This window comes from Massilimicrobiota sp. mt181 (assembly GCF_055420065.1).
The window spans coordinates 39,392-64,048 of the sequence record NZ_JBVAYN010000007.1; the positions used below are offsets into that span (position 1 = coordinate 39,392).

General features: G+C 31.9%; 26 protein-coding genes and 1 other annotated feature. Of the genes, 21 read left to right on the forward strand and 5 right to left on the reverse strand.

Annotated features, from left to right (window positions below; genetic code table 11):
* Positions 1 to 15 precede the first annotated feature (15 nt).
* The 8 genes from mnmA to ACZYT4_RS05690 all read left to right on the forward strand — a co-directional run bounded on the left by mnmA (position 16) and on the right by ACZYT4_RS05690 (position 9,899).
* Positions 16 to 1,149 carry a tRNA 2-thiouridine(34) synthase MnmA gene (gene mnmA, locus ACZYT4_RS05655; protein ID WP_463783340.1) on the forward strand — a complete coding sequence of 378 codons (1,134 nt, stop codon included), beginning with the start codon at positions 16 to 18 and terminating at the stop codon, positions 1,147 to 1,149.
* Positions 1,149 to 3,341, forward strand: a complete 2,193-nt coding sequence (recD2, locus tag ACZYT4_RS05660) for an SF1B family DNA helicase RecD2 (RefSeq protein WP_463783342.1) — start codon at positions 1,149 to 1,151, stop codon at positions 3,339 to 3,341. The genes mnmA and recD2 overlap by 1 nt, the downstream gene beginning before the upstream one ends.
* A gap of 42 nt (positions 3,342 to 3,383) precedes the next feature.
* Positions 3,384 to 3,521, forward strand: coding sequence for a hypothetical protein (locus ACZYT4_RS05665; RefSeq protein WP_158093958.1), 138 nt, complete (start codon positions 3,384 to 3,386; stop codon positions 3,519 to 3,521).
* Positions 3,522 to 3,573: 52 nt separating this feature from the next.
* A complete protein-coding gene (locus tag ACZYT4_RS05670) occupies positions 3,574 to 4,611 on the forward strand; it encodes an AI-2E family transporter (RefSeq protein WP_463783344.1) in 1,038 nt (345 codons plus the stop codon).
* A 56-nt stretch (positions 4,612 to 4,667) separates the two neighbouring features.
* Positions 4,668 to 5,633: a Na/Pi cotransporter family protein gene (locus ACZYT4_RS05675; protein ID WP_463783347.1), complete on the forward strand. Its 966-nt coding sequence runs from the start codon at positions 4,668 to 4,670 to the stop codon at positions 5,631 to 5,633.
* Positions 5,630 to 5,812 (forward strand): dihydrofolate reductase family protein, encoded by a 183-nt coding sequence (locus tag ACZYT4_RS05680; RefSeq protein WP_463783350.1) that lies wholly within the window; start codon positions 5,630 to 5,632, stop codon positions 5,810 to 5,812. The genes ACZYT4_RS05675 and ACZYT4_RS05680 overlap by 4 nt, the downstream gene beginning before the upstream one ends.
* 3 nt (positions 5,813 to 5,815) lie before the next feature.
* Positions 5,816 to 6,160, forward strand: coding sequence for a dihydrofolate reductase family protein (locus tag ACZYT4_RS05685; RefSeq protein ID WP_463783353.1), 345 nt, complete (start codon positions 5,816 to 5,818; stop codon positions 6,158 to 6,160).
* 118 nt (positions 6,161 to 6,278) lie between these two features.
* Positions 6,279 to 9,899: a carbohydrate binding domain-containing protein gene (locus ACZYT4_RS05690; RefSeq protein ID WP_463783356.1), complete on the forward strand. Its 3,621-nt coding sequence runs from the start codon at positions 6,279 to 6,281 to the stop codon at positions 9,897 to 9,899.
* 56 nt (positions 9,900 to 9,955) lie between these two features.
* Here the strand turns inward: ACZYT4_RS05690 and ACZYT4_RS05695 are convergent, their stop codons facing one another.
* On the reverse strand, positions 9,956 to 10,813 hold the full coding sequence (locus tag ACZYT4_RS05695; RefSeq protein ID WP_463783358.1) for a MurR/RpiR family transcriptional regulator: 858 nt from the start codon (positions 10,811 to 10,813) through the stop codon (positions 9,956 to 9,958).
* Between the two features lie 117 nt (positions 10,814 to 10,930).
* Positions 10,931 to 11,130 (forward strand) — a binding site (T-box leader).
* Positions 11,131 to 11,166: 36 nt separating this feature from the next.
* Between ACZYT4_RS05695 and alaS the strand changes: the two genes are divergently transcribed.
* The 11 genes from alaS (at position 11,167) to greA (ending at position 21,002) form a co-directional block, all read left to right on the forward strand.
* Positions 11,167 to 13,776: an alanine--tRNA ligase gene (alaS, locus tag ACZYT4_RS05700; RefSeq protein WP_463783361.1), complete on the forward strand. Its 2,610-nt coding sequence runs from the start codon at positions 11,167 to 11,169 to the stop codon at positions 13,774 to 13,776.
* A 64-nt stretch (positions 13,777 to 13,840) separates the two neighbouring features.
* Positions 13,841 to 14,098, forward strand: coding sequence for an IreB family regulatory phosphoprotein (locus ACZYT4_RS05705; RefSeq protein WP_087243145.1), 258 nt, complete (start codon positions 13,841 to 13,843; stop codon positions 14,096 to 14,098).
* Positions 14,098 to 14,520: a Holliday junction resolvase RuvX gene (ruvX, locus tag ACZYT4_RS05710; protein ID WP_463783367.1), complete on the forward strand. Its 423-nt coding sequence runs from the start codon at positions 14,098 to 14,100 to the stop codon at positions 14,518 to 14,520. Before ACZYT4_RS05705 ends, ruvX begins: the two co-directional genes overlap by 1 nt.
* Before the next feature lie 2 nt (positions 14,521 to 14,522).
* Positions 14,523 to 14,798 (forward strand): DUF1292 domain-containing protein, encoded by a 276-nt coding sequence (locus tag ACZYT4_RS05715; protein ID WP_463783370.1) that lies wholly within the window; start codon positions 14,523 to 14,525, stop codon positions 14,796 to 14,798.
* Between the two features lie 57 nt (positions 14,799 to 14,855).
* Positions 14,856 to 15,935, forward strand: a complete 1,080-nt coding sequence (locus tag ACZYT4_RS05720) for a lactonase family protein (RefSeq protein ID WP_463783374.1) — start codon at positions 14,856 to 14,858, stop codon at positions 15,933 to 15,935.
* Positions 15,936 to 16,037: 102 nt separating this feature from the next.
* The gene (mltG, locus tag ACZYT4_RS05725; protein ID WP_463783378.1) at positions 16,038 to 17,078 is read left to right on the forward strand and encodes an endolytic transglycosylase MltG; all 1,041 of its coding nucleotides are present in this window, start codon (positions 16,038 to 16,040) and stop codon (positions 17,076 to 17,078) included.
* A gap of 1 nt (position 17,079) precedes the next feature.
* Positions 17,080 to 17,679: an O-methyltransferase gene (locus tag ACZYT4_RS05730; RefSeq protein ID WP_463783382.1), complete on the forward strand. Its 600-nt coding sequence runs from the start codon at positions 17,080 to 17,082 to the stop codon at positions 17,677 to 17,679.
* Positions 17,676 to 18,608 (forward strand): peptidase U32 family protein, encoded by a 933-nt coding sequence (locus ACZYT4_RS05735; protein WP_463783385.1) that lies wholly within the window; start codon positions 17,676 to 17,678, stop codon positions 18,606 to 18,608. Before ACZYT4_RS05730 ends, ACZYT4_RS05735 begins: the two co-directional genes overlap by 4 nt.
* Positions 18,583 to 19,833, forward strand: a complete 1,251-nt coding sequence (locus ACZYT4_RS05740; protein ID WP_463783387.1) for a peptidase U32 family protein — start codon at positions 18,583 to 18,585, stop codon at positions 19,831 to 19,833. The genes ACZYT4_RS05735 and ACZYT4_RS05740 overlap by 26 nt, the downstream gene beginning before the upstream one ends.
* The gene (gene udk / locus ACZYT4_RS05745) at positions 19,830 to 20,468 is read left to right on the forward strand and encodes a uridine kinase (RefSeq protein WP_463783390.1); all 639 of its coding nucleotides are present in this window, start codon (positions 19,830 to 19,832) and stop codon (positions 20,466 to 20,468) included. The genes ACZYT4_RS05740 and udk overlap by 4 nt, the downstream gene beginning before the upstream one ends.
* Before the next feature lie 48 nt (positions 20,469 to 20,516).
* A complete protein-coding gene (greA, locus tag ACZYT4_RS05750) occupies positions 20,517 to 21,002 on the forward strand; it encodes a transcription elongation factor GreA (RefSeq protein WP_463783391.1) in 486 nt (161 codons plus the stop codon).
* A gap of 96 nt (positions 21,003 to 21,098) precedes the next feature.
* Here greA and ACZYT4_RS05755 read toward each other — a convergent pair whose 3' ends face one another.
* The gene (locus tag ACZYT4_RS05755; RefSeq protein WP_463783393.1) at positions 21,099 to 21,431 is read right to left on the reverse strand and encodes a PTS sugar transporter subunit IIB; all 333 of its coding nucleotides are present in this window, start codon (positions 21,429 to 21,431) and stop codon (positions 21,099 to 21,101) included.
* A gap of 155 nt (positions 21,432 to 21,586) precedes the next feature.
* Here ACZYT4_RS05755 and ACZYT4_RS05760 point away from each other — a divergent pair, with 155 nt between their 5' ends.
* Complete coding sequence (locus ACZYT4_RS05760; protein ID WP_463783394.1) at positions 21,587 to 21,883, forward strand: hypothetical protein; 297 nt, start codon at positions 21,587 to 21,589, stop codon at positions 21,881 to 21,883.
* A 26-nt stretch (positions 21,884 to 21,909) separates the two neighbouring features.
* On the opposite strand, the gene ACZYT4_RS05765 is transcribed toward ACZYT4_RS05760, so the two are convergent.
* Entirely contained in the window at positions 21,910 to 22,263 is a 354-nt protein-coding gene (locus tag ACZYT4_RS05765; protein ID WP_463783397.1) for a DUF3792 domain-containing protein, read from the reverse strand.
* Between the two features lie 40 nt (positions 22,264 to 22,303).
* Here ACZYT4_RS05765 and ACZYT4_RS05770 point away from each other — a divergent pair, with 40 nt between their 5' ends.
* Positions 22,304 to 22,939 (forward strand): DUF421 domain-containing protein, encoded by a 636-nt coding sequence (locus ACZYT4_RS05770; protein ID WP_463783401.1) that lies wholly within the window; start codon positions 22,304 to 22,306, stop codon positions 22,937 to 22,939.
* Positions 22,940 to 22,943: 4 nt separating this feature from the next.
* Here ACZYT4_RS05770 and ACZYT4_RS05775 read toward each other — a convergent pair whose 3' ends face one another.
* A complete protein-coding gene (locus ACZYT4_RS05775) occupies positions 22,944 to 23,738 on the reverse strand; it encodes an ABC transporter ATP-binding protein (protein ID WP_463783405.1) in 795 nt (264 codons plus the stop codon).
* Positions 23,731 to 24,657: an ABC transporter permease gene (locus ACZYT4_RS05780; protein ID WP_463783407.1), complete on the reverse strand. Its 927-nt coding sequence runs from the start codon at positions 24,655 to 24,657 to the stop codon at positions 23,731 to 23,733. Before ACZYT4_RS05780 ends, ACZYT4_RS05775 begins: the two co-directional genes overlap by 8 nt.

Sequence of the window (24,657 nt, forward strand, 5' to 3'; positions counted from 1 at the left end):
AAGAAGGAGGCGCCTATGAAACAAAGAGTCGTATTAGGTTTAAGCGGTGGTGTTGATAGTGCAGTTGCTGCTTATGTATTAAAAGAACAGGGATATGAAGTTATTGGTGTTTTTATGCGTAATTGGGATTCATCTTTAAATAATGATATTTTAGGAAATCCTACCAATAATGATGAAATTTGTCCACAGGAAAAAGATTATAATGATGCTAAAAAAGTTGCTGAACATTTAGGGATAGAATTAAGAAGAGTTGATTTTATTAAAGAATATTGGGATCATGTTTTTACCTATTTTTTAGAAGAATATGCCAAAGGAAGAACACCAAATCCAGATATTTTATGTAATAAGCATATTAAATTTAAGGCTTTTTTAGATTATGCCAAGTCAATTGATGCTGATTATATTGCGACTGGTCATTATGCGCGTGTTGAACATCATGATGGAGCGGATTCTGTAATGCTGAGAGGTGTTGATTCTAATAAGGATCAGACATACTTTTTATGTCAGTTAAATCAGACACAACTACGTTCTTCGTTATTTCCAATTGGTCATATGACAAAACCTGAAGTCAGAAAACTGGCAGAAGATTTGAAGTTACCGGTTGCCCATAAAAAAGATAGTACAGGTATTTGCTTTATTGGTGAAAGAGATTTTAGGGAATTCCTTAAAAACTATATACCAGCAAAACCAGGAAAAATGGTGGATATTGAAACACATGAAGTTGTGGGAGAACATCAGGGAATCATGTATTATACTATTGGTCAGCGTAAAGGTTTAGGTATCGGTGGTCCAGGTGATGCCTGGTTTGTCGTTGGAAAACAATATGATGATAATATACTCTATGTGTGCCAGGGAGATCAGAATCAATGGTTGATGAGTGAAGGTGCACTGATTACAGATGTCAATTGGATCAGCAGTCAAAGACCAGAAGGAGACTTAGAATGTACTGCTAAATTCAGATATCGCCAAAAAGATAATGATGTCTCTATTCGATTTGTGGATGAAACAACAATTTATGTGACTTTTAAAAATCCAGTAAAAGCTGTGACACCTGGACAAGCTGCTGTTTTTTATCAAGGAGATGTTTGTCTTGGTGGGGGAACGATTGAAAAGGTTTATAAAGATCAAAAGGAGATCACATATTTATAATGTTAGAATATACAGGAATTATTAGTCGCATTAAATTTTATAGTGAGGAGACAAAATTTATTGTCTGTTATATTGATAGTGAACAGGAAGATAAACCAATTCTTGCAACGGGCTATATGAGTTATGCGAATTTGCAGGATAAATATCATTTTAAAGGCGATTACATAATTCATCCTAAATATGGGAAACAGTTTCAGATTCAGTCTTATGAAATTGTCTTAGCGAATGATGAAAGTGAAATCATTCGCTATTTATCTAGTCCGTTATTTAAAGGTATTGGTGAAAAACAGGCAACTGCTATTGTTGAAGCTTTAGGTCAAGATGCCTTAAGTAAAATTAAAGAGGATAAACATGTTTTAGATCATATCCGTGGTATGAGTGAAACTAAGCGAGAAACGATTGCAGGAGTTTTATCTTCACAGGATTTTGATCAGGAAGTATTGATGTTTTTTATGGGACATGGTATCAGTACACGTCATTTGGCATTAATTCAAGCAACTTATCAGGAAAAGACTTTAGATATTTTACAAAATAATCCTTATCAACTGATTGATGATATTGATGGTATAGGCTTTAAAACAGCTGATGATTTAGCTTTGAAGATAGGTGTTGATCTTTATGATTCACATCGTATTCAGGCGGCCATTGTTTATGCTTTAAAAGAAGCCTGTTTTCAAGATGGCAGTACCTATCATGATATAGATGCTATCAGGAGAAGATTTCATCGTTATATCCCTCAAGTCAGTGATGAAACATTTGAAGAAAACTTACAGGAAGTCTTAGATCAACAAAAAATCATTCTTGAAGAAGGACGATATTATCCATATGATTTATATCAAAGTGAAATAAATATTGCCAAGACGTTTCAAAAATGGCTTCATGCGCCATTATATGAATATGAAGACGATGAAATTCAAGATCTTTTAAAAGAATTAGAAGAAGAGTTATCTATCCAATATGATGATTTTCAAAAAGAAGCGATTACTCTTTTTTTGAAACAATCAGCAATGATTATTACAGGAGGTCCAGGAACTGGAAAGACAACGATTGTCAATGCGATTATCAAGCTTTATCAACGTTTAAATCCAGATCAGACTTTAGCTATTGCAGCGCCAACTGGTAGAGCAGCAAAACGTTTAACAGAAGTCACAGGAATTGAAGCTTCTACAATTCATCGCTTGTTAAAGTGGGATTTACATACCAATACTTTTGCGGTTAATGAAAAAAATCCATTAGATGTCGATTTGTTGATTATTGATGAATTTTCTATGGCAGATTCTTTGTTGTTTTCACATCTTTTATCAGCATGTCGTAAAGTCAGTCAAATTCTTTTGATTGGTGATGATCAGCAGCTGCCATCAGTTGCACCAGGAAATGTTTTAAAAGATTTATTAAGCTGTGGACGTGTTCCTACAATTGCTTTACATCGTATTTATCGTCAATCTCAGGAAAGTGGTATCATTCAGTTGGCCCATAGTATCAGAAATGATCAGTATGATGAAAATCTCTTTTTTCAATACAAAGATATCCATTTTCAGACATGTGCATCCTATGATGTTGTCAAATATGTTTCTGTGTTGGTATCAAAAGCTATGGCTGAGGGTTACGATGTTCATGATATACAGGTTCTAGCACCAATGTATAATGGTGTGGCTGGTATTGATGCACTTAACGATTGTTTACAGGAACTTTTTAATCCTCAGGATGGTTTCAAAAATGAACTGAGAGTTGGTAAACGTTTATTTAGAGAAGGCGATAAAGTTTTACAATTAAAAAATCGCATAGAAGATAATGTTTTTAATGGTGATATTGGAACATTAGTTGAAATTTGTTATAAAGATAATTTTGAATATTTAAATGATGTCATGGTCGTTGATTTTGATGGTGTGATTGTTGAATATACACCACAGGAATTTTATACATTAACGCATGCTTATTGTATGAGTGTTCATAAATCCCAAGGAAATGAGTTTAAGATTGTCATTATGCCAATTTTAAAAGACTATACGATTATGTTAAAAAAGAATTTAATTTATACAGGTTTGACACGTGCCAAACAGTCACTTTTCTTTTTAGGACATCATCAGGCATTTTGTCAAGGTATTCAGCGTGTTCAGGATGAAAGACGCAAAACAACACTTATGACAAGAATGAATCATCCACAAGAAATTTCTTTGTATGATTTTGAATAGTTCGGACATACTAAGAATGTACTTTTAAAGGAGTGAATGAACATGTCAAAATTAGCTGTTGCTTTTTTCTCGGCAGGAATTGTTGCTGCGGCAATGATTATGATGAGTGATATGCCATGTGCCGATAATATTGAACACACTGTTCATAAAGCCAAAAAAGCGATTAAAGAACAACTTTAAGAAGTACAAAAAGGACTCAATGTAGTCCTTTTCTTAGTATGGAGGTCCACCAATGAAAAAAGAAAATCTTGCCCGTTCTCTAATTGTTTTTTGTATTTGTGCTATTTTACTTTATTATGTCTATACTTTATTTCGTATAGGAGATTTGCTACTTTATATTTTTCAATTGATTTTTCCAGTTATTATTGCTTTGTTCTTTCATTTTTTAATTGATCCAATCATTGATTATTTTACAAGTGATCGTCTTTCTAGAAAGATTGTTGTTGTTCATTTATATTTATCTTTTTCTCTTCTTTTTATTCTGTGTTGTTATTTTTTCATTCCTTATCTTTTGGATCAATGTCTGGTTTTTTATCATCGTTTATGCGACAGCAAGATTATGGTTAATCCCATTTTTTCTGCCTTTATTCGCTTTTTAGAAGAATATCAGGTTATTGATTATTTTATTGATGTTTTTAATGGTTGGACCCAAACTGTCATTTACTGGGTAGGAAATATATTTATTGGATTAGGGATTTCTTTTTATTTATCTTATGATAATCTTCATTTGATTGAAAAGGCTATTGCTTATTTACCTTTTGCAAAACAGGGAATATGTATGCAAACATTAAAGAAGTTAAAACTCACAACATATCAATTCATGAAATCCATGATTTTAGACTTTATCTTTTTCTTTTTCATGTGTCTGATTCCATTTGTCTTTATTTTCCCTCAATTTGCTATATGGATTGCTTTATTTTTATCCATAACCAATCTCATTCCTTATGTGGGTCCTTATATTGGGGGAATTCCTGTTGTGATTTATGCGTTTTTTATAGATGCCCATCTTGGTTATGCCTCTTTTATTGTGATTGTGGTTTTACAATATTTAGAATCATCTTATCTACAACCTTATCTGTTTTCAAAAAGCATTCGTTTACATCCTATTTTATTGTTGATTGCTTTAACTTTCTTTGGTGATTTATTTGGTATTGTTGGTATGATTTTTTCTCCATTATTATTATCATATGTGATTTTTATTGGTGAATTATTTAAAAATTTACATATTGGTGATGAAATGAGAAGAATGATACATCATGAAATCAAATAAGATTTCACAAATTTTTCTTTTATTATCATATATGATAATAAAGGAGGTGTGGAATCGTGACAATCTCTCATTATTTGGGGTTGATAGGAGGTTTAGCGTTATTTTTATTTGGGATGGAAATGTTGTCAGAGGGTCTCACGGCTGGTGTTGGAGAGAAACTGGAAGTGATATTATTAAAACTTACCAATCATAAATTCAAGGCGATTGGTGTAGGAACATTACTGACTTGTCTAATTCAAAGTTCATCAGCGATGAGTGTGATTTTAATTGGTTTTTTGAATGCGCATATTATGTCTTTAAAAAGAGCCATATGGGTGATGATGGGGGCCAATATTGGCACGACCATCACCGGACAAATGATTGCCTTAGACATAGGCATGTTTGCACCCATTATTGCTTTTGTTGGTGTTTTCTTTTATTTTTTGAAAAAGGAATTCTATCATTTATGTGGCCAGGTCATGGTGGCATTAGGATTATTATTTATGGGGTTAGAAATGATGGCACAGTCTATGTTGCCTTTACAGCATTCACCAACCTTTGTTGATTTTCTTATGCATATACAAAATCCTGTGTTAGCTGTCTGTGCAGGTATGATTTTTACAGCCATCATTCAAAGTTCTTCAGCTTCAATAGGTATCTTACAGATTTTAGTTTCACAGAATTTAATGTCTTTCCATCAGGCAACGTATTTTATATTTGGTTTTGATTTGGGGACTTGTATTACAGGTTTTATTGCTTCTTTATCTGGTTGTCGTAATGGTAAACGTTTGGCACTGTTTCATTTTTTATTTAATGCGGTAGGAGCACTTAGTTTTTTGGTGTTATGTCAAGTTTTCCCTCTTATAGATTGGATAGCACAACTGACACCTCTATCTCCGCTTCATCAAATTGCCAACATGCATACATTTTATAATATCATGACAACATTGATTGTTTTATTCTGTGAGCCCTATTTGATTCAAATGATTCAATGGATTTATCCCTATCATCATCAAAATGATGTGAAAGAAGGAAAAAAATGAGAAAAGTGATTTTATATATTGCGATGAGTTTAGATGGATATATTGCTGATCAATATGGACGTATTGATTGGTTGCATGGAGAAAATACATCTCAGCCTCAAAGTGAGAGTTACTATCATCTTTTAAAACATGTGGATAGTGTGATTATGAGTGAAAAAGCTTTTGAGGTCGTTCAATAGAAAATGCATGCCAATTGGTTTGATCAAGGCCTTCATATTTATGTTCTCTCCCCACAGGAAGAACTTTCCTCCCAGCATGTTTTATTTGTGACTGATGATATTTGTATTTTAGTACAAAAGTTAAAGGAACAGGATGGAAAAGATATCTGGATTTGTGGAGGACAGCATTTTATTACACCCTTGATTCAAAAAAACATGATAGATGAATATCATATTTCTATGATACCAACATTGATAGGCAATGGAACAAGACTTTTTGAAAACTTTGACCATGAAAAGCGTTTATCATTAATCAAGACATATGTTTATAATGGCATTGTAGATATTGAATATGAGAAGAAAATATGAAAAGGTTTTTCATATTTTCTTTTGTTTTTGAAAAGATTATGAAAAGCTTTTGAAAACGCTTTCCAAATTGTTGTACAAGTCAAAAAATATATTATGATATATTTGAAAGGAGGCAAATATGAAAAAATTTTTATCGATAATTTTGAGTTTAATGCTATGTTTTGGGCTTTGTAACCATGTGTATGCAAGTGATAATTTTGTTGTTAATGGTGATTTTTCACAAGGGCATATTAATTGGGATGTTAATAATAAAGAAAATACGGAAGGTTCAATTGAGGTAAAAAATAATGAATTAAAATTCACACCTCAAAAAAGTAATGGAAATTATTGGGAATTAGGATTTAAACAATCAAATATAAAATTGGAAAATGGTAAGAAATATCATCTGTCTTTTGATGCTAAGGCTACAGAAGACGTGGGTATAAAAGTGACCGTAGAAAATCAAGAAAATTATGCAAAAAGATTAGAGGATACAGAACTTTCATTATCAACAAAATATCAAAAATATGATTATGATTTTACAATGAATGATGAGGGATTATCACAACTTGTATTTCATATAGGACAACAGGAAAATTTAAATAAAGATTATTTTTTTAAAAATGTTGCTATTACTGAAGTACCAGTGCAAAAAATCGGAAGTTGGATTCTTAATGAAGCAAATGGAGTTTCTGCTACTTTAAGTGGTACAGAAGATGAAATTTCGGCTCATATCAACAAAACCAATACAAATTGGTGGGACTTAACTTTGAAAAAAGACAATATTGATTTGAAATCGAAAACAATGTATCAAATTAATTTTGACATTTATTCTTCAAAAGAGGGTACTTTAAGTTTTGATATTGAAAATACAAATGATTACACTATTAAGGCTATTAATCGTACTTTATTAAATTTAAAAGAAGGAAATAATTCTTTTGAATTTCGCTTTGCGAAACGAAATGACGCTAAAGAATCAGTTGCTTTTCATTTAAGTTCTGGAGAAGGAAATACAGATTTTGTCAATGAAGATATTACTATTAATAATTTATGTTTTAAAGAATTAGAGACGCTGAATAATGAATATGTTTTTAATGGTACATTTGATCATGGAACCATTGGATGGGAAATTTATAATAGTAATGGTTCGGATTTAAATATAACTACAGAAAATCAGCAAGGAGTTCTTACTTTTTCAAATTCACAAGGTAAAAACTGGTGGGATGCACAGTTTTTTCAAAAAGATATTTTCTTAACAAACGGAGTTTATAATATTTCTTTTGATATTAAAGCAGATAAAAATTCCAAAATTCATTTTAGTGTACAAGATACGGATGATTATAATTTGAAATATTTGGAAGATAAAGAATTATCTTTATCACAAGAGTACCAAAAAATGGAATTCACATTTTCTATTCAATCAGACAATTTGCTAGGAATAACTAAAAATGCAAAAATTCAGTTCGATGTAGGAAAAAGTGGTGATGAAATTATACAAAAAATATATATTGATAATATTATAATTACAAAAACTGGAGATAGCACTATAGATGAAAAACAAGACGGTGAAGTCAATTTTGATGTGAATGATATTGTTACTAATGATTTTAAAGGCTTAGGAGTACAGTGGGACCCATATCAAGTACATCCCCTTACCGAAGATGAGTGGAATCTAGTATGTGAACGTGTAGATTATTTGAATCCATCTTTTATAAGATGTATGATTTATGCGACTACTTATTGTGAGGGAATAGATAAAAATGGAAATCCAATATATAATTTTGAAAACGATGATATGAAAGCGTTAATTAAAGAACTAGATTATTTAGAAAGTAGAAATATAGAGGTTATATTAGGAGAATGGGAGGCACCAGACAGATTTAAAGGTGATTTTACAGGAGTGACTGTAGATAGTCCCTTATGGGCAAAGATGATTTCTGGATTAATGGATTATCTTATTAATGAAAAAGAATATACTTGTATTAAATATTTTAATTATGTTAATGAAGCTAATACTGAATGGTCGTATTGTCAAGACTATGATAAATGGTCAGCAGGAATTCATTATTTATATGATGAGTTTGAGAAAATTGATATTTTAGATCAAGTAAAAATCGTTGGACCAGATACAGTATGGGACGAAAATTATACTTGGTTAAAAAATTTAGAGGATGATACATTATTGAATCAGAAAATTGGATTATATGATGTTCATATGTATCCAACAATTGATGAAATAACGAATGGTGATATAGAAAAAACAGTTAAAGAGCAAAGAAGTGTTGTAACCGGAAAAGATTTTTATATGACAGAAATAGGTATGGTTACTGGAAAAACAGATGGTGATTCGCAACCTTATGTTAAAGAATTTAGTTATGGAGTTATCATGGCAGATGCAGTTGCTCAAGTTATGCGAGGAGGATTTTCTGGTGTAGCAATATGGGACATGGATGATGCTATGCATGATCAAGATAATGGTTTTCCATCTACAGATATTCGTTCACTTAAGCAGTGGGGCTTTTGGAATTCAATTGCAGGACGAGTGTATAATCAACCAGAGGAGGAAAATATAAGACCACATTTTTATACTTGGTCACTTATGACACATCTATTTCCACGTCATTGTTCCATTATAAATGCTTCATGGTCTGATAATTTGGATGGATTAAGAGCGGTAGGAATGAAAACTGAAGATGGACAAATGACATATATGATTGTGAATAATTCAAATATTGCTAAAGAAATTACATTAAAGGATAATTCTGAACAACAACAAAAAATTTATGAATATCGTTATTTCGAGGATGATAGAAAAGTTGATGATTTAGGTTATCCAGTTGTTAAAGAAATACATAATAATATTAATTTTTCTAAAGGAATTAATATTAATTTACCTAGTGGTGGGATTGTCTTTTTAACAACAATAGATACTGACACTCAAGTGCAACAAGCCCAAATTCAAATTGAACATATTGATGAAATAACTAATGAATATATTTTGGGTTCAGAATTCGAATTGCTGGATGAAACAGGGAAAGTTATAAGTCAATGGAAAACGCAAAAAGAACCGCATATTATAAATGGCCTTAATCCAATGAAAACATATGTTATTCATCAGTTATCAGCAGCAAAAGGATATGTAAAAGTTAAAGATTTAAAAATATCTGCAGAAGATTATATGAAAGGCGAGAGTCTGATAATAAAAAATAAACAATCTATGGGGAAAATAATTTTGAATGTTGTAGATAAAGATAGTCAAAAACCATTATCAAATATTGAATATACTATTAGTGATGTGAATGGAAATAGACTAGAAATATTAAAAACAAATAATGAAGGACAAGCAATAAGTCAAAATTATAATATTTTTAACTACGAAAATGGAAGTGCTAAAGAAAAAATAAAATATATTCTCAAAGAAAGTCAAAACAATGCTTTTTATCAAACAGATTCTCGTGAGTATATCATTGAGTTTGATTATATGAATGATCAAACAGATTTAGTAGAAAAAACAATATATATACAAAAGACACCTTTACCAATTATTGATACTCAAGAAAATCAGAACAATTCTTATAATAATGATAAGAAAGATACTTATGATAAAGATGTTGAAGTTATAAATGAAAAAAATATATCTTCAATACAAACTGGTGATTCTGTTAAAACATATGATACAAGTTCAATATTTACGATGTTTTTGATAAGTATGATATTTGGAATAATTAGTATATGGTTGTTCATAAAAAAAGTGAAGTAATATAAAAAGAAAGGTAGAATTGACTATCTTTCTTTTCTAATTGTTAAATTACAGAATTATGATTTTTTTCTATGATCTATTAATTGATCAGAATCATATTTGGTTTTAAAGGCTTCGTCATAATGTCTAGCGAAAATAGCAGTATAGAGAATATCAAATATAAAATGGATGGATAGGGTAGAGCCCAGTGTTGAGATTTTATTATAGATTTGTTCTCGACTATCTAAATTGAGAACATAGTGGCAATATGAAGAAAGTTGATTGTTTCCAATTGATGTTATACCTATCATAGGAACGTGATTCATCTTAAGTATTTGGGCAGCTTTAATGACTTCTTCTGTTTCACCAGAATATGAGACTAGAATGGCACAATGATGATGATTGGATTGTGCAGCTTGGAATAGTTGCTCATTTATCATTGGAGCAATCCTTACATCTTTACCGATTCTAAACATTTTATATTGGAAATCACTTGCCATTCGTAGTGGTCCAGAAACTCCATAAATATCAATGATTTGTGCATTATCTAATAAAATGACAGATTGACGTAAATCTTCTTGATTTAATAATTGAACTGTTTCATCAAGACTTTCTTTATATAATTCGATAAGAGTATTCACAATATGGGAAAGATTCGTATTTTTTTGAAATGGAAAATTAGCATTGATATCACTTTGATGTGAAAGAACATATTGTAAATTTGCAGATAATTCGATTTTAAAATCATTATAACCTTTAAAATTGAGCTTTTGGCATAAACGCACAATTGTTGCGGGTGATGTAAAAGTTTTTTTGGCAAGTTCCACACTTGATAAATTAAGTACTTCTTCGCTGTGATTCAAAATATATTCAGCAATACTCTTTTCTGAGGGAGAAAACTGATTAGCAAGCTCTAATTTTTTTAATAAACTCATATGTCATACCTCCATTAAAAATAGTTTATCATTTTTTAAGAAAATGAAAAGATTTATCACCTATAAATTACTAAAAGATATATTGATTTTTGATGATAAATTGGATATAATATCAAAGTCAAATCGTTGAAGAAGGAAAGTATTTATAATGATTTCTCAAGAGAGGGAATGGTTGGTGAAAATTCCTGGGTCATGATAAAGAAAGCTACCTTCTAAGAGTGATGCAAACATCAACGTAAATCGGCGTTAACGATCAAAGAGCATAATGAGTATTCATTATGAATAAGGATGGTACCGCGATAATAGTCGTTCCTTTTGAGGAATGACTTTTTTTATTCAAAGGAGGAAAAATCATGAAACAATTAACTGGAAATCAGGTACGACAGATGTTTTTGGATTTCTTTAAATCTAAAGGACATATGATTGAACCTGGAGCATCTTTAATTCCCCATAACGATCCAACATTATTGTGGATTAATGCTGGGGTTGCCGCTTTAAAAAAATACTTTGATGGAACAGAAAAGCCTGCATGTAATCGTATTGCGAATGCCCAAAAATCTATTCGTACAAACGATATTGAAAATGTTGGAAAGACAGCAAGACATCATACATTTTTTGAGATGTTAGGAAATTTTTCTATAGGAGATTATTTTAAGGAAGAAGCAATTCCATTTGCCTGGGAGTTTTTAACAAGCCCAGAATGGATTGGCTTTGATAAAGATAAGCTTTATATCAGTGTTTATACAGATGATGAAGAAGCTTATCGTATTTGGACAGAAGTTTGTCATGTAGATCCTAGTCATATTTTAAAAACATATGATAACTTCTGGGAAATTGGTGAAGGACCTGGAGGACCGGATTCTGAAATTTTCTATGACCGAGGAGAAAAATATGATCCAGAAGGAATAGGAGAAAAATTATTCTTTGATGAAATGGAAAACGATCGTTATATTGAAGTATGGAATGTTGTCTTTTCACAATATGACTGTAATCCTGCTATTGATCGTAAGGATTATAAAGAATTACCACAAAAAAATATTGATACTGGAATGGGCTTAGAAAGACTTGTCAGCATTATTCAGGAAGGGGAAACAAACTTTGATACAGATTTGTTTTTACCAATTATTCATGCTACTGAAAAACTGGCAAAAGTACCTTATGCAGAAAATAAAATGGCTTATCGTGTAATTGCTGACCATATCCGTACTGTGACTTTCGCATTAAGTGATGGTGCATTATTTGATAATGCAGGACGAGGTTATGTTTTAAGAAGAATTTTAAGACGTGCTGTACGTTATGGGAAAAAGATTGGTATTGATCACTCATTTATGTATGAACTTGTTGGTGTTGTTGCAGATATCATGAAAGATTTCTATGACTATTTACCTGCTAAAGTGGAATATGTCAGTGGGTTGGTTAAAAAAGAAGAAGAAGCTTTCCATAAGACATTATCAAATGGAGAAAAATTATTGAATCAGATGTTACAAAAAAGCCAAAATCATTTATTAAATGGTCAAGATGCTTTTAAATTATATGATACATATGGTTTCCCATTAGAATTAACTGTAGAAATTGCTGAAGAATCTGGTTTTGAAGTTGATGAAGAAGGATTCAAGGCAGAAATGAAAGCACAACAGGAACGTGCTAGAAATGCCAGAGGAGACTTGGAATCTATGTCTTCACAAAAACCTGATTTAATGGCTTTTGATCAACCTTCAACATTTATTTATGATCCTACACCTATTCAGGCTAAGGTTATCGCTGTTTTTAAAGATGGTGTTAAATGTGATGAAATTACAGATAAAGGAGAAATTATTTTAGATCAGACAACTTTCTATGCAGAAATGGGTGGACAATGTGCTGATACTGGAACAATGTCTAATGAGACAACAGTATTAAATGTGACATATGTAAACAAAGCACCACATCAACAACATTTGCATACTGTAGAAGTTCAAAAAGGTTCAGTCCATGTTGGTGATAGCTTAACTTTATATGTTGATATGAAGAAGCGTTCTTTTATCACATATAATCATACGGCAACACATCTTTTACAGAAGGCTTTAAAAAATGTTTTAGGTGATCATGTTTCTCAGGCAGGATCTTATGTGGACGATTTAAGATTACGTTTTGACTTTACACATCCACAAAAGGTGACTGAAGAACAATTACTTCAGGTAGAAGATCAGGTCAATGAACAAATCTTTAATGGTTTAGATGTTGATATTCAATATATGAGCAAAGATGAAGCAATGAAGTCAAGGGCAATGGCTTTATTTGATGAAAAATATGGTGATGAAGTCCGTGTTGTCAGTGTTGGCGATTATTCAAAAGAATTATGTGGTGGATGCCATGTTCATAATAGTTTAGAAATTGGAATCTTTAAGATTGTCAGTGAAGAAAGTGTTGGTTCAGGTGTTAGACGTATTGAAGCTGTTACATCTAAACAGGCATATCAGGTTTTCAAGAAAAATGAAGACACTTTAAATCAAGTTCAAAAATTATTGAAAATTAAGAATAAAAATGAAACGATTGAAAAAGTTCAACATTTTATGGATGAAACAACTGAAATCAAAAAAGAAAGAGATCAATATTTAGAACAATTAAACGTTTTATCTGCAAAAGAACAATCAAAGAATATTTTAGATATTCATGGTGTACAATTCTTATATGTGAAAGAAAGCAAGGATGTTGCTTCAGCAAAACAAATGGCTTTTGATCTTCGTGATCAGTTAGAACATGGTGTTGTTGTGATGGTGAATGAATACGAAGATAAAGTATCTTACTTTGTTGCCTTAACAAAATCAATGGTAAAAGATGGTTATAAAGCTGGAGATATGATTAAGATAATTAATGAAGTGACATCTGGCCGTGGCGGTGGAAAACCTGATTTTGCGCAAGGTGGATGTACTGATATCACAAAAATGGATGAGGCCATTGCACAAATCAAAATGCAATTCTAAGTTTTTACTAGCAATTTGAGACTATTTAGTGTAATATAGATTATATAGATGGGAGGTAGTACAAATGGGAAAAGATTTTACTCAAACACGTCTATTTAATTCAGAAGAAATTAAAAGAGAAGTTATCCATTCTCATTTAATGACAGTTGCTAATGCTTTGGATGAAAGAGGTTATAATGCTGTTCATCAAATTGCAGGATATCTGATTTCTAATGATCCTGCTTATATTTCAAGCCATAAAGGTGCACGTTCAATTATTCAACAGATTGATCGTGATGAAATTATTGAAGAATTAGTTAAATTTTATCTGGAGTCAAAATAGTGGAGAAAATATTAGGATTAGATTTAGGATCAAGAACATGTGGCATTGCAATGAGTGATGCTCTTGGCATGATTGCCCATGGTGTTGAGACCTATCGTTTTGAAGAAAATAATTATAAAAGTGCTGCCAAGCATATTCAGGAAATAGTCAAAGAGCATCATATTCATACAATTGTGCTCGGGTTACCTAAGCATATGAATGGAGATTTAGGTGAAAGAGCACAGATTTCAATTGCTTTTAAAGAAAGACTTGAAAAAATGATGGATGTTGAAGTGGTATTAGTTGATGAAAGATTGACAACTGTCATGGCACAGAATCAATTGATTTTTGCAGATGTGTCACGTAAAAAAAGAAAAAAAGTCATTGATAAAATGGCAGCTGTACAGATCTTACAGGGATACTTAGATGGTCAAAGGAGATAATCATGGACGTAAATAAAATACAGGTAATTGATGATGATGGTAATGAGTTAGAATTTGATGTCCTTTTTACTTTTGATAGTGAAGATACAGGCAAAAAATATGTTTTATATTATGATGCTGAAGATGAGAATGCACAGGTTTATTCATCAATCTATGATGATGAAGGACATTTATATCCTATTGAAACACCGGATGAATGGGATATGATTGAAGAAGTTTTCAATAGCTTCATGGCAGATGATGAAGAAGAGATGGATTCTCAAGATAATAACGAATAGATTTGTTGTCATCAGGAGGGTAACGAAAGTTACCTTTCTTTATTAAGGAGGATAAAAATGGCGTTTTTATTTTTTAAGAGAAGAAGAGTGAAACCCATCTTTGTAGGAAGTAATGGGAATGATTTAACAAGAGGAATATATGTATTTCATTTAGATATTGATAATGGGGAAATCTTAAAAAAGAAATTTTACAAGTCTTTAGCAAACCCAACGTCTATTTTTAAACGTGAACGTTATATTTTTGTTTGTTATAAAAACAAGACTGGACGACCAACGGATGGTGGAATATGGCAATATGCATCAATGGACTTGCAGTTTGGACTCACAGCAAAGGTGACAAATCATGGAAAGACTTATGTTTGGTGCTATGTGAATCCTGATCGTTCATATGCTTATGCTGTTGATTATTATAACAGTGAAGTTGTTGTGGTGCCAATTTTGAAACAGAAGATTGTCAAAGTTGTTCAAACGATTAAACATGTTGGTCATGGACCTGATCCAAAACGTCAAAGCGAGGCACATCCTTGTTTTATTGATCAGACACCGGATGGAAAATGGATGGTTGTCTGTGACTTAGGAACAGATGAGATTGTTTTCTATGATATTGGTGAAAAAGGTAGATTATCACGCAATGATGAATTATCATTCCATGTAAAACCTGGTTCAGGGCCAAAGAAGATTATTTTTTCACCTGATGGACAATATGCTTACGTCTTAAATGAATTGACAAGTATGGTCAATGTGTATCGTTATCAGGATGGACATATGACTCTCATTCAGGAAATTGTCACATATCCAACAGATGAATATGTTGGAACAAATACAGGTGGAGATATTCTTATGAATGATAGTGGAGATTATCTTTTGGTATCTAACTGTGGTCATGATTCAGTTACAACTTTTGAAGTTGATATACCATCAGGAATGCTGACAAAAGTAGATGTCACAGATACAGATGAAAAACCAGTTCAAATGATTATTGTTGATAATAGATTTGTTGTTGTTGCTTCACAAAAAGGTGGATCTATTGAATCATTTGAAATTAAACGTGGAGAATCTAAAGGTGTTTTATTTGAAACACATTTCAGTTATATGATTGGGGAACCTGTTTGTCTGATTGAAGGAAGGGGAATTTAAGAGCTTATTAAGCTCTTTTTTTCATGAAAATGATAAAAAAATGGCGAATATTGATAATTCTTGTAAAATAACCTATAATAAGTAGAAGATGGAGGATATTTTATGAAGAATAAAAAAATTATTTATATAATAGGCGGAGTGATTATTGCCTGTATTATAGGAATTATTATTTTTTATAATCATGGCATTTCTGCTGTTTCTTCAAAAGATGAAGAAGTCATTGTGACGATTGAAAGTGGTTCAACAGCTTCACAAATGCTTGATACATTGGATGAAGCTGGATTGGTTAATAATAAATTATGTGGAGAAATTTTTTTAAAACTGAATCATTTTGATCATTTACAGGCCAATACATATATTTTAAATAAAAATATGTCATTGTCTGATATTTTCTCCATATTTGAAAATCCTGATGTTCAATATATTGTTTTATCCAGATTAACAATTAAAGAAGGAACAACAATTCCAGAAGTTGCACAATCATTTGCTGACATATTAAATATATCAGCAGATGAAGTCATCAAACAATGGGATAATCAGGACTATTTACAATCATTAATTGATGAATACTGGTTCATTGATGAGAGTATATTAGATGCTGATATTCTTTATCCATTAGAAGGATATCTTTATCCGGAAACATACTATATTACAGAACTAGAACCAGATTTAAAAAGTATGACGAAATTAGCTTTAGATATGATGGATCAGCAATTGTCTGCTTATCAAGATGATATTGAAAAGATGGGATGGACACCACACCAGTTTTTAACCTTTGCATCAATTGTTGAAAGAGAATCTTTATTTGATGAAGATCGTCCAAAAATTGCCGGTGTTTTTATGAACCGTTTGAATAAAGATATGTTACTGCAAAGTGATATTACAGTGAATTATGCATGGCAAAGAACGGGTGTTGATGTTTCAGTTGCACATACGCAAATTGATTCACGTTATAATACATATAAGTATACAGGGTTACCAGTGGGACCGATTAGTACTGTTTCGAAGGTGACTATTGAATCTTGTTTGAATTATGAACACCATGACTATTATTATTTCTTTGCTAAAGAAGATGGAACAGTGATTTATAGTCGTACCTATGAAGAACATCAAAAAGTTGTAGAGGAGAATAAGTGGTATTAAGATGATGACATTAGAGGAATTAGAAAAAGATGCATTGAATCGTCATATACCTGTTATGCAAAAAGAGGGAATCCTCTTTTTGATTGAGCAGTTAAAAACCATTCAAGCATCATCATGTTTGGAGATTGGTTCAGCGATTGGATATTCAGCGATGATGATGGTCACACATGTTGATGATTTGATGGTGGAAACGATCGAATTGGATGAACAACGTTATCAAGAAGCTGTTCAACATATTCAGGAAAGACAATTAGATCAAAGAATTGTGATTCATCATGATAATGCTTTAACTTTTGATTGCCAAAAGTTACAATGTGCACCTTATGATTGTTTATTTATTGATGCCGCAAAAGCACAATATCAGAAATTTTTTGAGAAATATGTGCCATTTGTAAAAGAAAAAGGAATCATTATTGTTGATAATTTAGATTTTCATGGTATGATTTTTGATATTGATCATATTCAAAATAGAAATACTAAACAGTTAGTGAAAAAAATCAAAAGATTTAAAGATTGGATTTTTCAAAATGCTGATTATGATGTTCATTATTATGCAGTTGGTGATGGCATCTGTGTGATCACAAGAAAGGACAAACAATGAAATTAATATTATCATTAAATAAAAAAGAGCGTCTTTATGATTATGTTTCCATGGGTATTGATACATTTGTTTTAGGCGGACATTATTCTTTTTATGCACCTTATAATTTTTCATTAGAAGAGATGTCTCAGATGATTGAACAATATCCGCAATGTTCATTTTATGTCGCTATGAATGCTTTATATGATGAACATGAAATCAAAGATGTGCAATATTATATAGATAAGCTTGTCAAAATAGGAATCAAAGGTTTATTGTTTCAAGATTTTGGTGTTTTGCAGATTGTGAAAAAGAATAGTTATTCTTTAGATATGATGTATGCTCCTGAAACATTAAATACCAATGCTATGACATTAAAGGTTTTAAAACAGCAGGGAGTAACAAGTGCTCAACTGGCACGTGTCATTCCATTAGAAGAACAGTTACAGATTCTTCAACAGACAGATATGCCATTAATGTTACAGGTTCACGGGGTTGAATACATAGCAGCCAGTAAGCGTGCTTTATTAACAAACTATCAGCAGGCATCACATTTACAGTTTGATTTAACAAGTCAGACACGTTTAACAATTCAAGCTCGCAATTCAGAAGATATTTTTCATATCTATGAGGATCAACGAGGGACACATATTTTCTCACAGGAAAGATTATATATGCTGGATTTGTTGAATCAGATTCATGATTTTGAATATTTATATATTGAAACATTGATGATGGATGAAAATGAAGCAGTGGAAGTGGCTTCTTTATATAGTGATGCTCTAAAGAGTTTTCAAAACAATACATATGATAGAGATGTGAAATCATATATGAATTTACTTTATCAATTAAAAACACCTCTTCATCGTGGTTTTTTATTTGATCAGACAGTTTATAAATTAGAAGATGTAAGGAAGATGGATCATGAGAAAAGTCAGTCAAATCATTAATGGGAAAAGACAAATCATAAAAAAACCTGAACTGTTGGCACCAGCAGGAAATCTGGAAAAATTAAAAGTAGCGATTATGTATGGAGCTGATGCTGTTTTTGTGGGTGGAAAAGAGTTTTCGTTGCGTTCACAGGCTTCTAATTTTTCTTTGGAAGATATTCAAGAAGGTGTTGCATTTGCGAAAGAATATGGTGCCCATATTCATGTCACATGTAATATTATTTTGCATCAGGATAATTTAAAAGGAATTCAGGAGTATCTTAAACAATTAGATGAGATTGGTGTGACTGCTATTATTGTAGCTGACCCTTATATCATGTTTTTAGCAAAATCCATGAATTTGAATTTAGAAGTTCATGTCTCTACACAACTGTCGACTCTTAATTCGCAGGCTATTTCTTTTTATCAGGATATGGGCATGGATCGTGTTGTGCTTGGAAGAGAAGTTACATATGATGATTTAAAGGCAATTATGAATCAAGTAGATGTTGATATTGAATATTTCATTCATGGCGCGATGTGTATTCATTATTCGGGAAGATGTATGTTATCGAATTATTTAAGTCGACGTGATGCCAATCGTGGTGGATGTTCTCAATCTTGTCGCTGGTATTATGATTTGTATCAGGATGGAGAATTGGTGAATCAGGAAGATGATATGCCATTTAGTATGTCCAGCAAAGATATGTCTTTGGTTCATCATATTGGTGAACTCATTGAATTAGGTGTAGATTCATTCAAGATTGAAGGAAGAATGAAATCTGTGCATTATATCGCAACTGTCGTTTCGGCATATCGTAAGCTTATAGATAGTTACTGTGAAGATCCAGATGCTTTTAAGCAGAATGACTATTATGAAAAGGAACTGCAAAAAGCAGCTAATAGAGCTTTTTGTCATGGTTTCTTCTATGACCATCCAACGCAGGATGAACAACTGTTTAATTTACGTGATGAACATCCGACTCAGGAATTTGTGATGCGTATCATGGATTATGATGAGAAAACACATCTAGCTCAAATAGAACAAAGAAATTATTTTAAAGTAGGCGATCAGATAGAAGTCTTTTCACCTCATCATGAAAATCTTGTTTTTAAAGTAGAAAAACTCTTGAATGAAGATAAAGAAAGGATTGAAGTGGCTAATCATCCAATGGAACTGCTTTATGTTGAAATCCCTGAAAAAGTTTTACCTAATGATATGGGCAGAAAGGTCAAACAATCATGAAACAACAGACTGTTATTATTGGCATTGCTGGAGGCAGTGCATCAGGGAAAACATCATTAGCCAAACAGCTTTATGACTATTTTCAGGGTAATCATAAAGTCAAAATAGTTAAACAGGATGATTATTATAAAGATCAAAGTCATTTGAGTTATGAAAAACGTGTTGAGACAAATTATGATCATCCTCTAGCATTTGATACTGATTTGTTAGTTGAACAATTGCAGAAATTAAAAAATGGTGAAAGAATAGAAAAGCCTATTTATGATTATACTTTACATACACGTAGTCAAAAAACAGAAGTCATTGAAGGAAGAGATATTATTATTTTAGAAGGTATCTTTGTCTTAGCTGAACAGCGTGTCAGAGAGTTATGTGATATTTTGATTTATGTTGATACGGATAGTGATATTCGCTTTATCAGACGTTTGAAAAGAGATATGGAAGAAAGAGGAAGAAGTCTTGATTCTATATGTTCACAATATTTAGAGACTGTAAGACCAATGCACGAGCAGTTTATAGAACCTTCTAAAAAGTTTGCACATCTGATTATTCCAGAAGGGGGACATAATCAGGTAGCAGTAGATTTATTGATTACAAAAATGAAAAGTATTATTGATGAAAAAGAAAAAAGCTAGTAATTTTATAGTATTTATGTTATAGTATAGTTCGCGAGGTGGATAAATATGGATCATGATGCAGTTTTATTAACCCAAAGTGGGGTAGAAAAGTTAAAACAGGAAAAAGAACAGTTAATTAATGTTGAAAGACCAAAGGTTATTGAAGAATTGCAATTAGCACGTTCTCAAGGTGACTTGTCAGAAAACGCTGACTATGATGCAGCTAGAGATAAACAGGCACATATTGAAGCTAGAATCAAAGAAATTGATCAGATGCTATTACATGTGCAAATTATCGATGAGTCACAATTAGATAGTACTGTTGCGAAACCAGGAGCAACTGTTACAATTTTAGACTTATCTGAACCTGACGCTGAAGAAGAAACATTTACAATTGTAGGGACTTTTGAAACAGATCCTTTAAATGGAAAAATCTCAAACGAATCACCATTAGCGAAAGCAATTCTTGATCATGGTGTGAATGAGATTGTCTCTGTCGGGGTTGCAGAACCTTATGAAGTTAAAATTTTAAAGATTGAATATAATGTATAGATGGCCTTAATGACCATCTTTTTTCTTAGAAAAAAGAATATTTGTATAAAAAGAGGAGTGCATGAAACATGCACTCCTCGCATACTATCAATACTTTTATGATCCTTTCTTTTCTTGTGTCTCTTTTCTTTGATGAATAACTTCTAAAGCATCATTAAAAACATTCTTACCATTCATTGTCCCATAATCACGCATCGAAATTTCCATTACTGGAACATCATGAAGATTTCTTTCTAACTGCTTTTTTATATATTTAACCTGAGGTGCCAATAAGACAATATCAGCATCTTGAGCTTCATGAAAAACTTCATGGACACCTGAGGCACCTATATCAATAGCGATTCCCTGATTTTCAGCTTCTTTTTTAATTTTTTCAACTAACAAACTTGTAGACATTGCTGCAGCACAGCATAAAACCATATGTATCATCAATTTTACCCCCTCTTGAAATTGAATTCATACTCTATTTTATTATAGTTTAATTTATAAAAAAGTCCAATAAATATTTTGAACATGTTTTCAATATTTGTTATTTCTATAAAAATAGTATATAATAATGACATCAAGGAATAGGTGGTGATATTATGCAGGAAAGTCGTAAGTTCAATAAAACAGTGATGACATTATGGATTCTCTTTCTGATCATCGTTGTTGTTGTCGATTGTATTTATGCTTTTATTCTTCCTATGAGTACTTTGGAACTCTATTTAGGTCCTCTTAATTTCTTTAATGTTGCAGCCGCAACATTATTTGTAGGGGTTATGGAAGATTCAATGATTAATGATTTAAAAAAGAATACATCATTGGCCTGTCTGGTACGTGTGCCATATGTCATATTGATTGTTGTTGCTATATTTTTCTCATGTTTACTATTATTTTAAAGGGACTTTGGATAAAAGCCCCTTTTTTATGCAATCATACGTGTTCGTAATTCTTTGATGGCACCAATGAAAATGAAAAGTGCAGGTTTTAAAATGAGATGTATATATTGAATTTGACCTAAATGGATAAGAGTACTGATCAATAAATAAAGGATGGCAAAGCAGATACAGTGGAAAAGACGATGCTGGGGAAGATGGGATGTCAAATAAAGTGCAGCCATCGTTAAAAAGAAATACGAAAGTATTTGAATGATGATTTGGATAAAAAATTGATTAATTTGCATGAAGTATGAAAAAATGGAAAGAATAATTGAAATGAGTAAAAAGGGAATAAAGAAGATGAGACATGTATAAAAATAAGTCTGTATTGTTTTTTTCATAGTTTCCTCCTAATATACTTTATGCAAAGGAGTCATTTTTATGAAATACATTGAGATTTTTATGGAAAGTTTAGGGACCTATCTTTTACTGGTCTGTATGATTCGCTTTCTAGGTAAAAAAGAGATGAGTAAATTAAGTGTTTCGGATTTGATTGTCTTTTTGATTATCAGTGAGTTAATGACAATATCTATTGGTAATGAACAGGTGAACTTTATGCAGGCAGGAATTGCCGTCGTTGTCATTGTACTGATGGATAAACTTTTTACACTTATTTCTTTAAAAAGTCCTTTCTTTAAAAAAATGGTTGAGGGACATCCTACATTTATTGTTTTTCAAGGAAAACTGAATCAAAAGAAAATGGCTTCTTTAAAATACAGTGTAAATGATCTTTCACATCATCTAAGGGAGCAGGGGATAGGGTCCTTATCAGAAGTTGATTTTGCAGTTTTAGAAACGGATGGTCAGTTATCCGTTATCGAAAAGAAGAAAAGTCAGGTTAAGGCACCAGATGCAATCATTAGTGATGGAGAAATCAATTATAAATTATTACAGTTAATGAATCGTGATGAAGCATGGCTGATGAAAAAATTAAAAGAAGCAGGTATCTCTGATTATCATGAGGTTTTTTACTGTGTTGTTGAAAAAGAGCGTTTCTTTATTATAAAAAAAGGCTAGAAATCTAGCCTAATAACATTCTATCATTAACGAATTCTTCACCAATGGCTTCTTCAAATTTCTTTAATAAGTCATTGACTGTCAATTGTTTCTTTGCTTCACCTTTCACATCAAAAATAATATGACCATCATACATCATAATTAATCGATTTCCAATATCAATTGCATCTCTCATATTATGAGTGACCATCATTGCGGTTAATTGTTGTTGTGTGACAATCTCGTTTGTTAATTTTAATACTTTTGTACTGGTAGCTGGGTCTAATGCAGCTGTATGTTCATCAAGTAATAATAATTGAGGCTTATTCAATGTAGCCATCAGTAGGGTAAGGGCTTGACGTTGACCACCAGATAGTAAACCAACTTTGGTTGTGAGACGTTCTTCTAAGCCTAGACCAAGTGATTTTACAGCTTCATAATACTCTTCTTTCTCTTTTTTGGTAACACCCCAACGCAATGTTCTTTTTTGACCACGACGAGCAGCCATTGCTAAATTTTCAATGATTTGCATATCAGCCGCAGTCCCCATCATAGGGTCTTGAAATACACGTCCAATCATTTGAGCACGTTTGTATTCAGGGGCAAGAGATATATCCTGATGATCAAGTGTAATAATACCACAATCTAATGGATAAACACCCGCAATCAGATTTAATAAAGTACTTTTTCCAGCACCATTCCCACCAATAACTGTGACAAAATCTCCCTGTTCTAATTCTAAATCTAAATTCTTAATGACACATTTTTCATTTGGTGTTCCAATATGGAAAGATTTAGAGACCTTTTCTAACTTAAGCATGATTTTCCATTTCCTTTCCAGTCAACTTTTTATACATTGTCAGACGCTTCTTTTTATTGATCATCACAGGGACAGTTAATGCAATTGCTACAATCAGGGCAGTTAAGAGTTTTAAATCATCAGTATTTAATCCCATCTGTAAAACAATGGCTACTATCATACGATAGATGATAGAACCAACAATAATAGAAGTTAAACGAAGTTTAAAGCCAGCTTTTTTGCCAAAAATAACTTCGCCAATAACAATAGATGCTAATCCAATGACAATAGCTCCTGTTCCCATTTTGACATCAGCAACACTTTGTTGTTGTGTAACCAAAGCACCACTCATAGCAACCAAACCATTACTTAACATAAGACCAAAAAGTTTCATGGTATCCGTATTCACACCATTGGCTCTGACCATATTTTCATTATTACCAGTGGCTCTTAAACATGAACCAAATTCAGTTCCTAAAAACCAATAAATACCAATAACAACAATCAGGCTGAATACAATTCCTATCAAAATAGTAATCCATTGTGATGTGAGTGGAATGACTTGAGATAAATCTTTAAATAAAGTGGAAGATTGAAGCAATGGAATATTGCTTTTTCCCATAATTCTAAGGTTAATAGAATAAAGTGCTAACTGTGTTAAGATTCCTGCTAAAATTGCAGGCATTTTACATTTGGTATGCAAAAATCCTGTTATAAAACCAGCAGCAAATCCAGAAAGAGTTGCCAAAACAATCGCGATAAGAGGATGAATGCCTGATATTAAAGCGACTGCACAGACTGCACCTCCTGTCGCAAAGCTTCCATCAACAGACAAATCGGCAATATCTAAAATACGAAATGTCAGATATATTCCTAGAGCCATGATACCCCAAAGAATACCTTGACCAATAGCTCCTTGTAATGATAAAAGTATACTCAT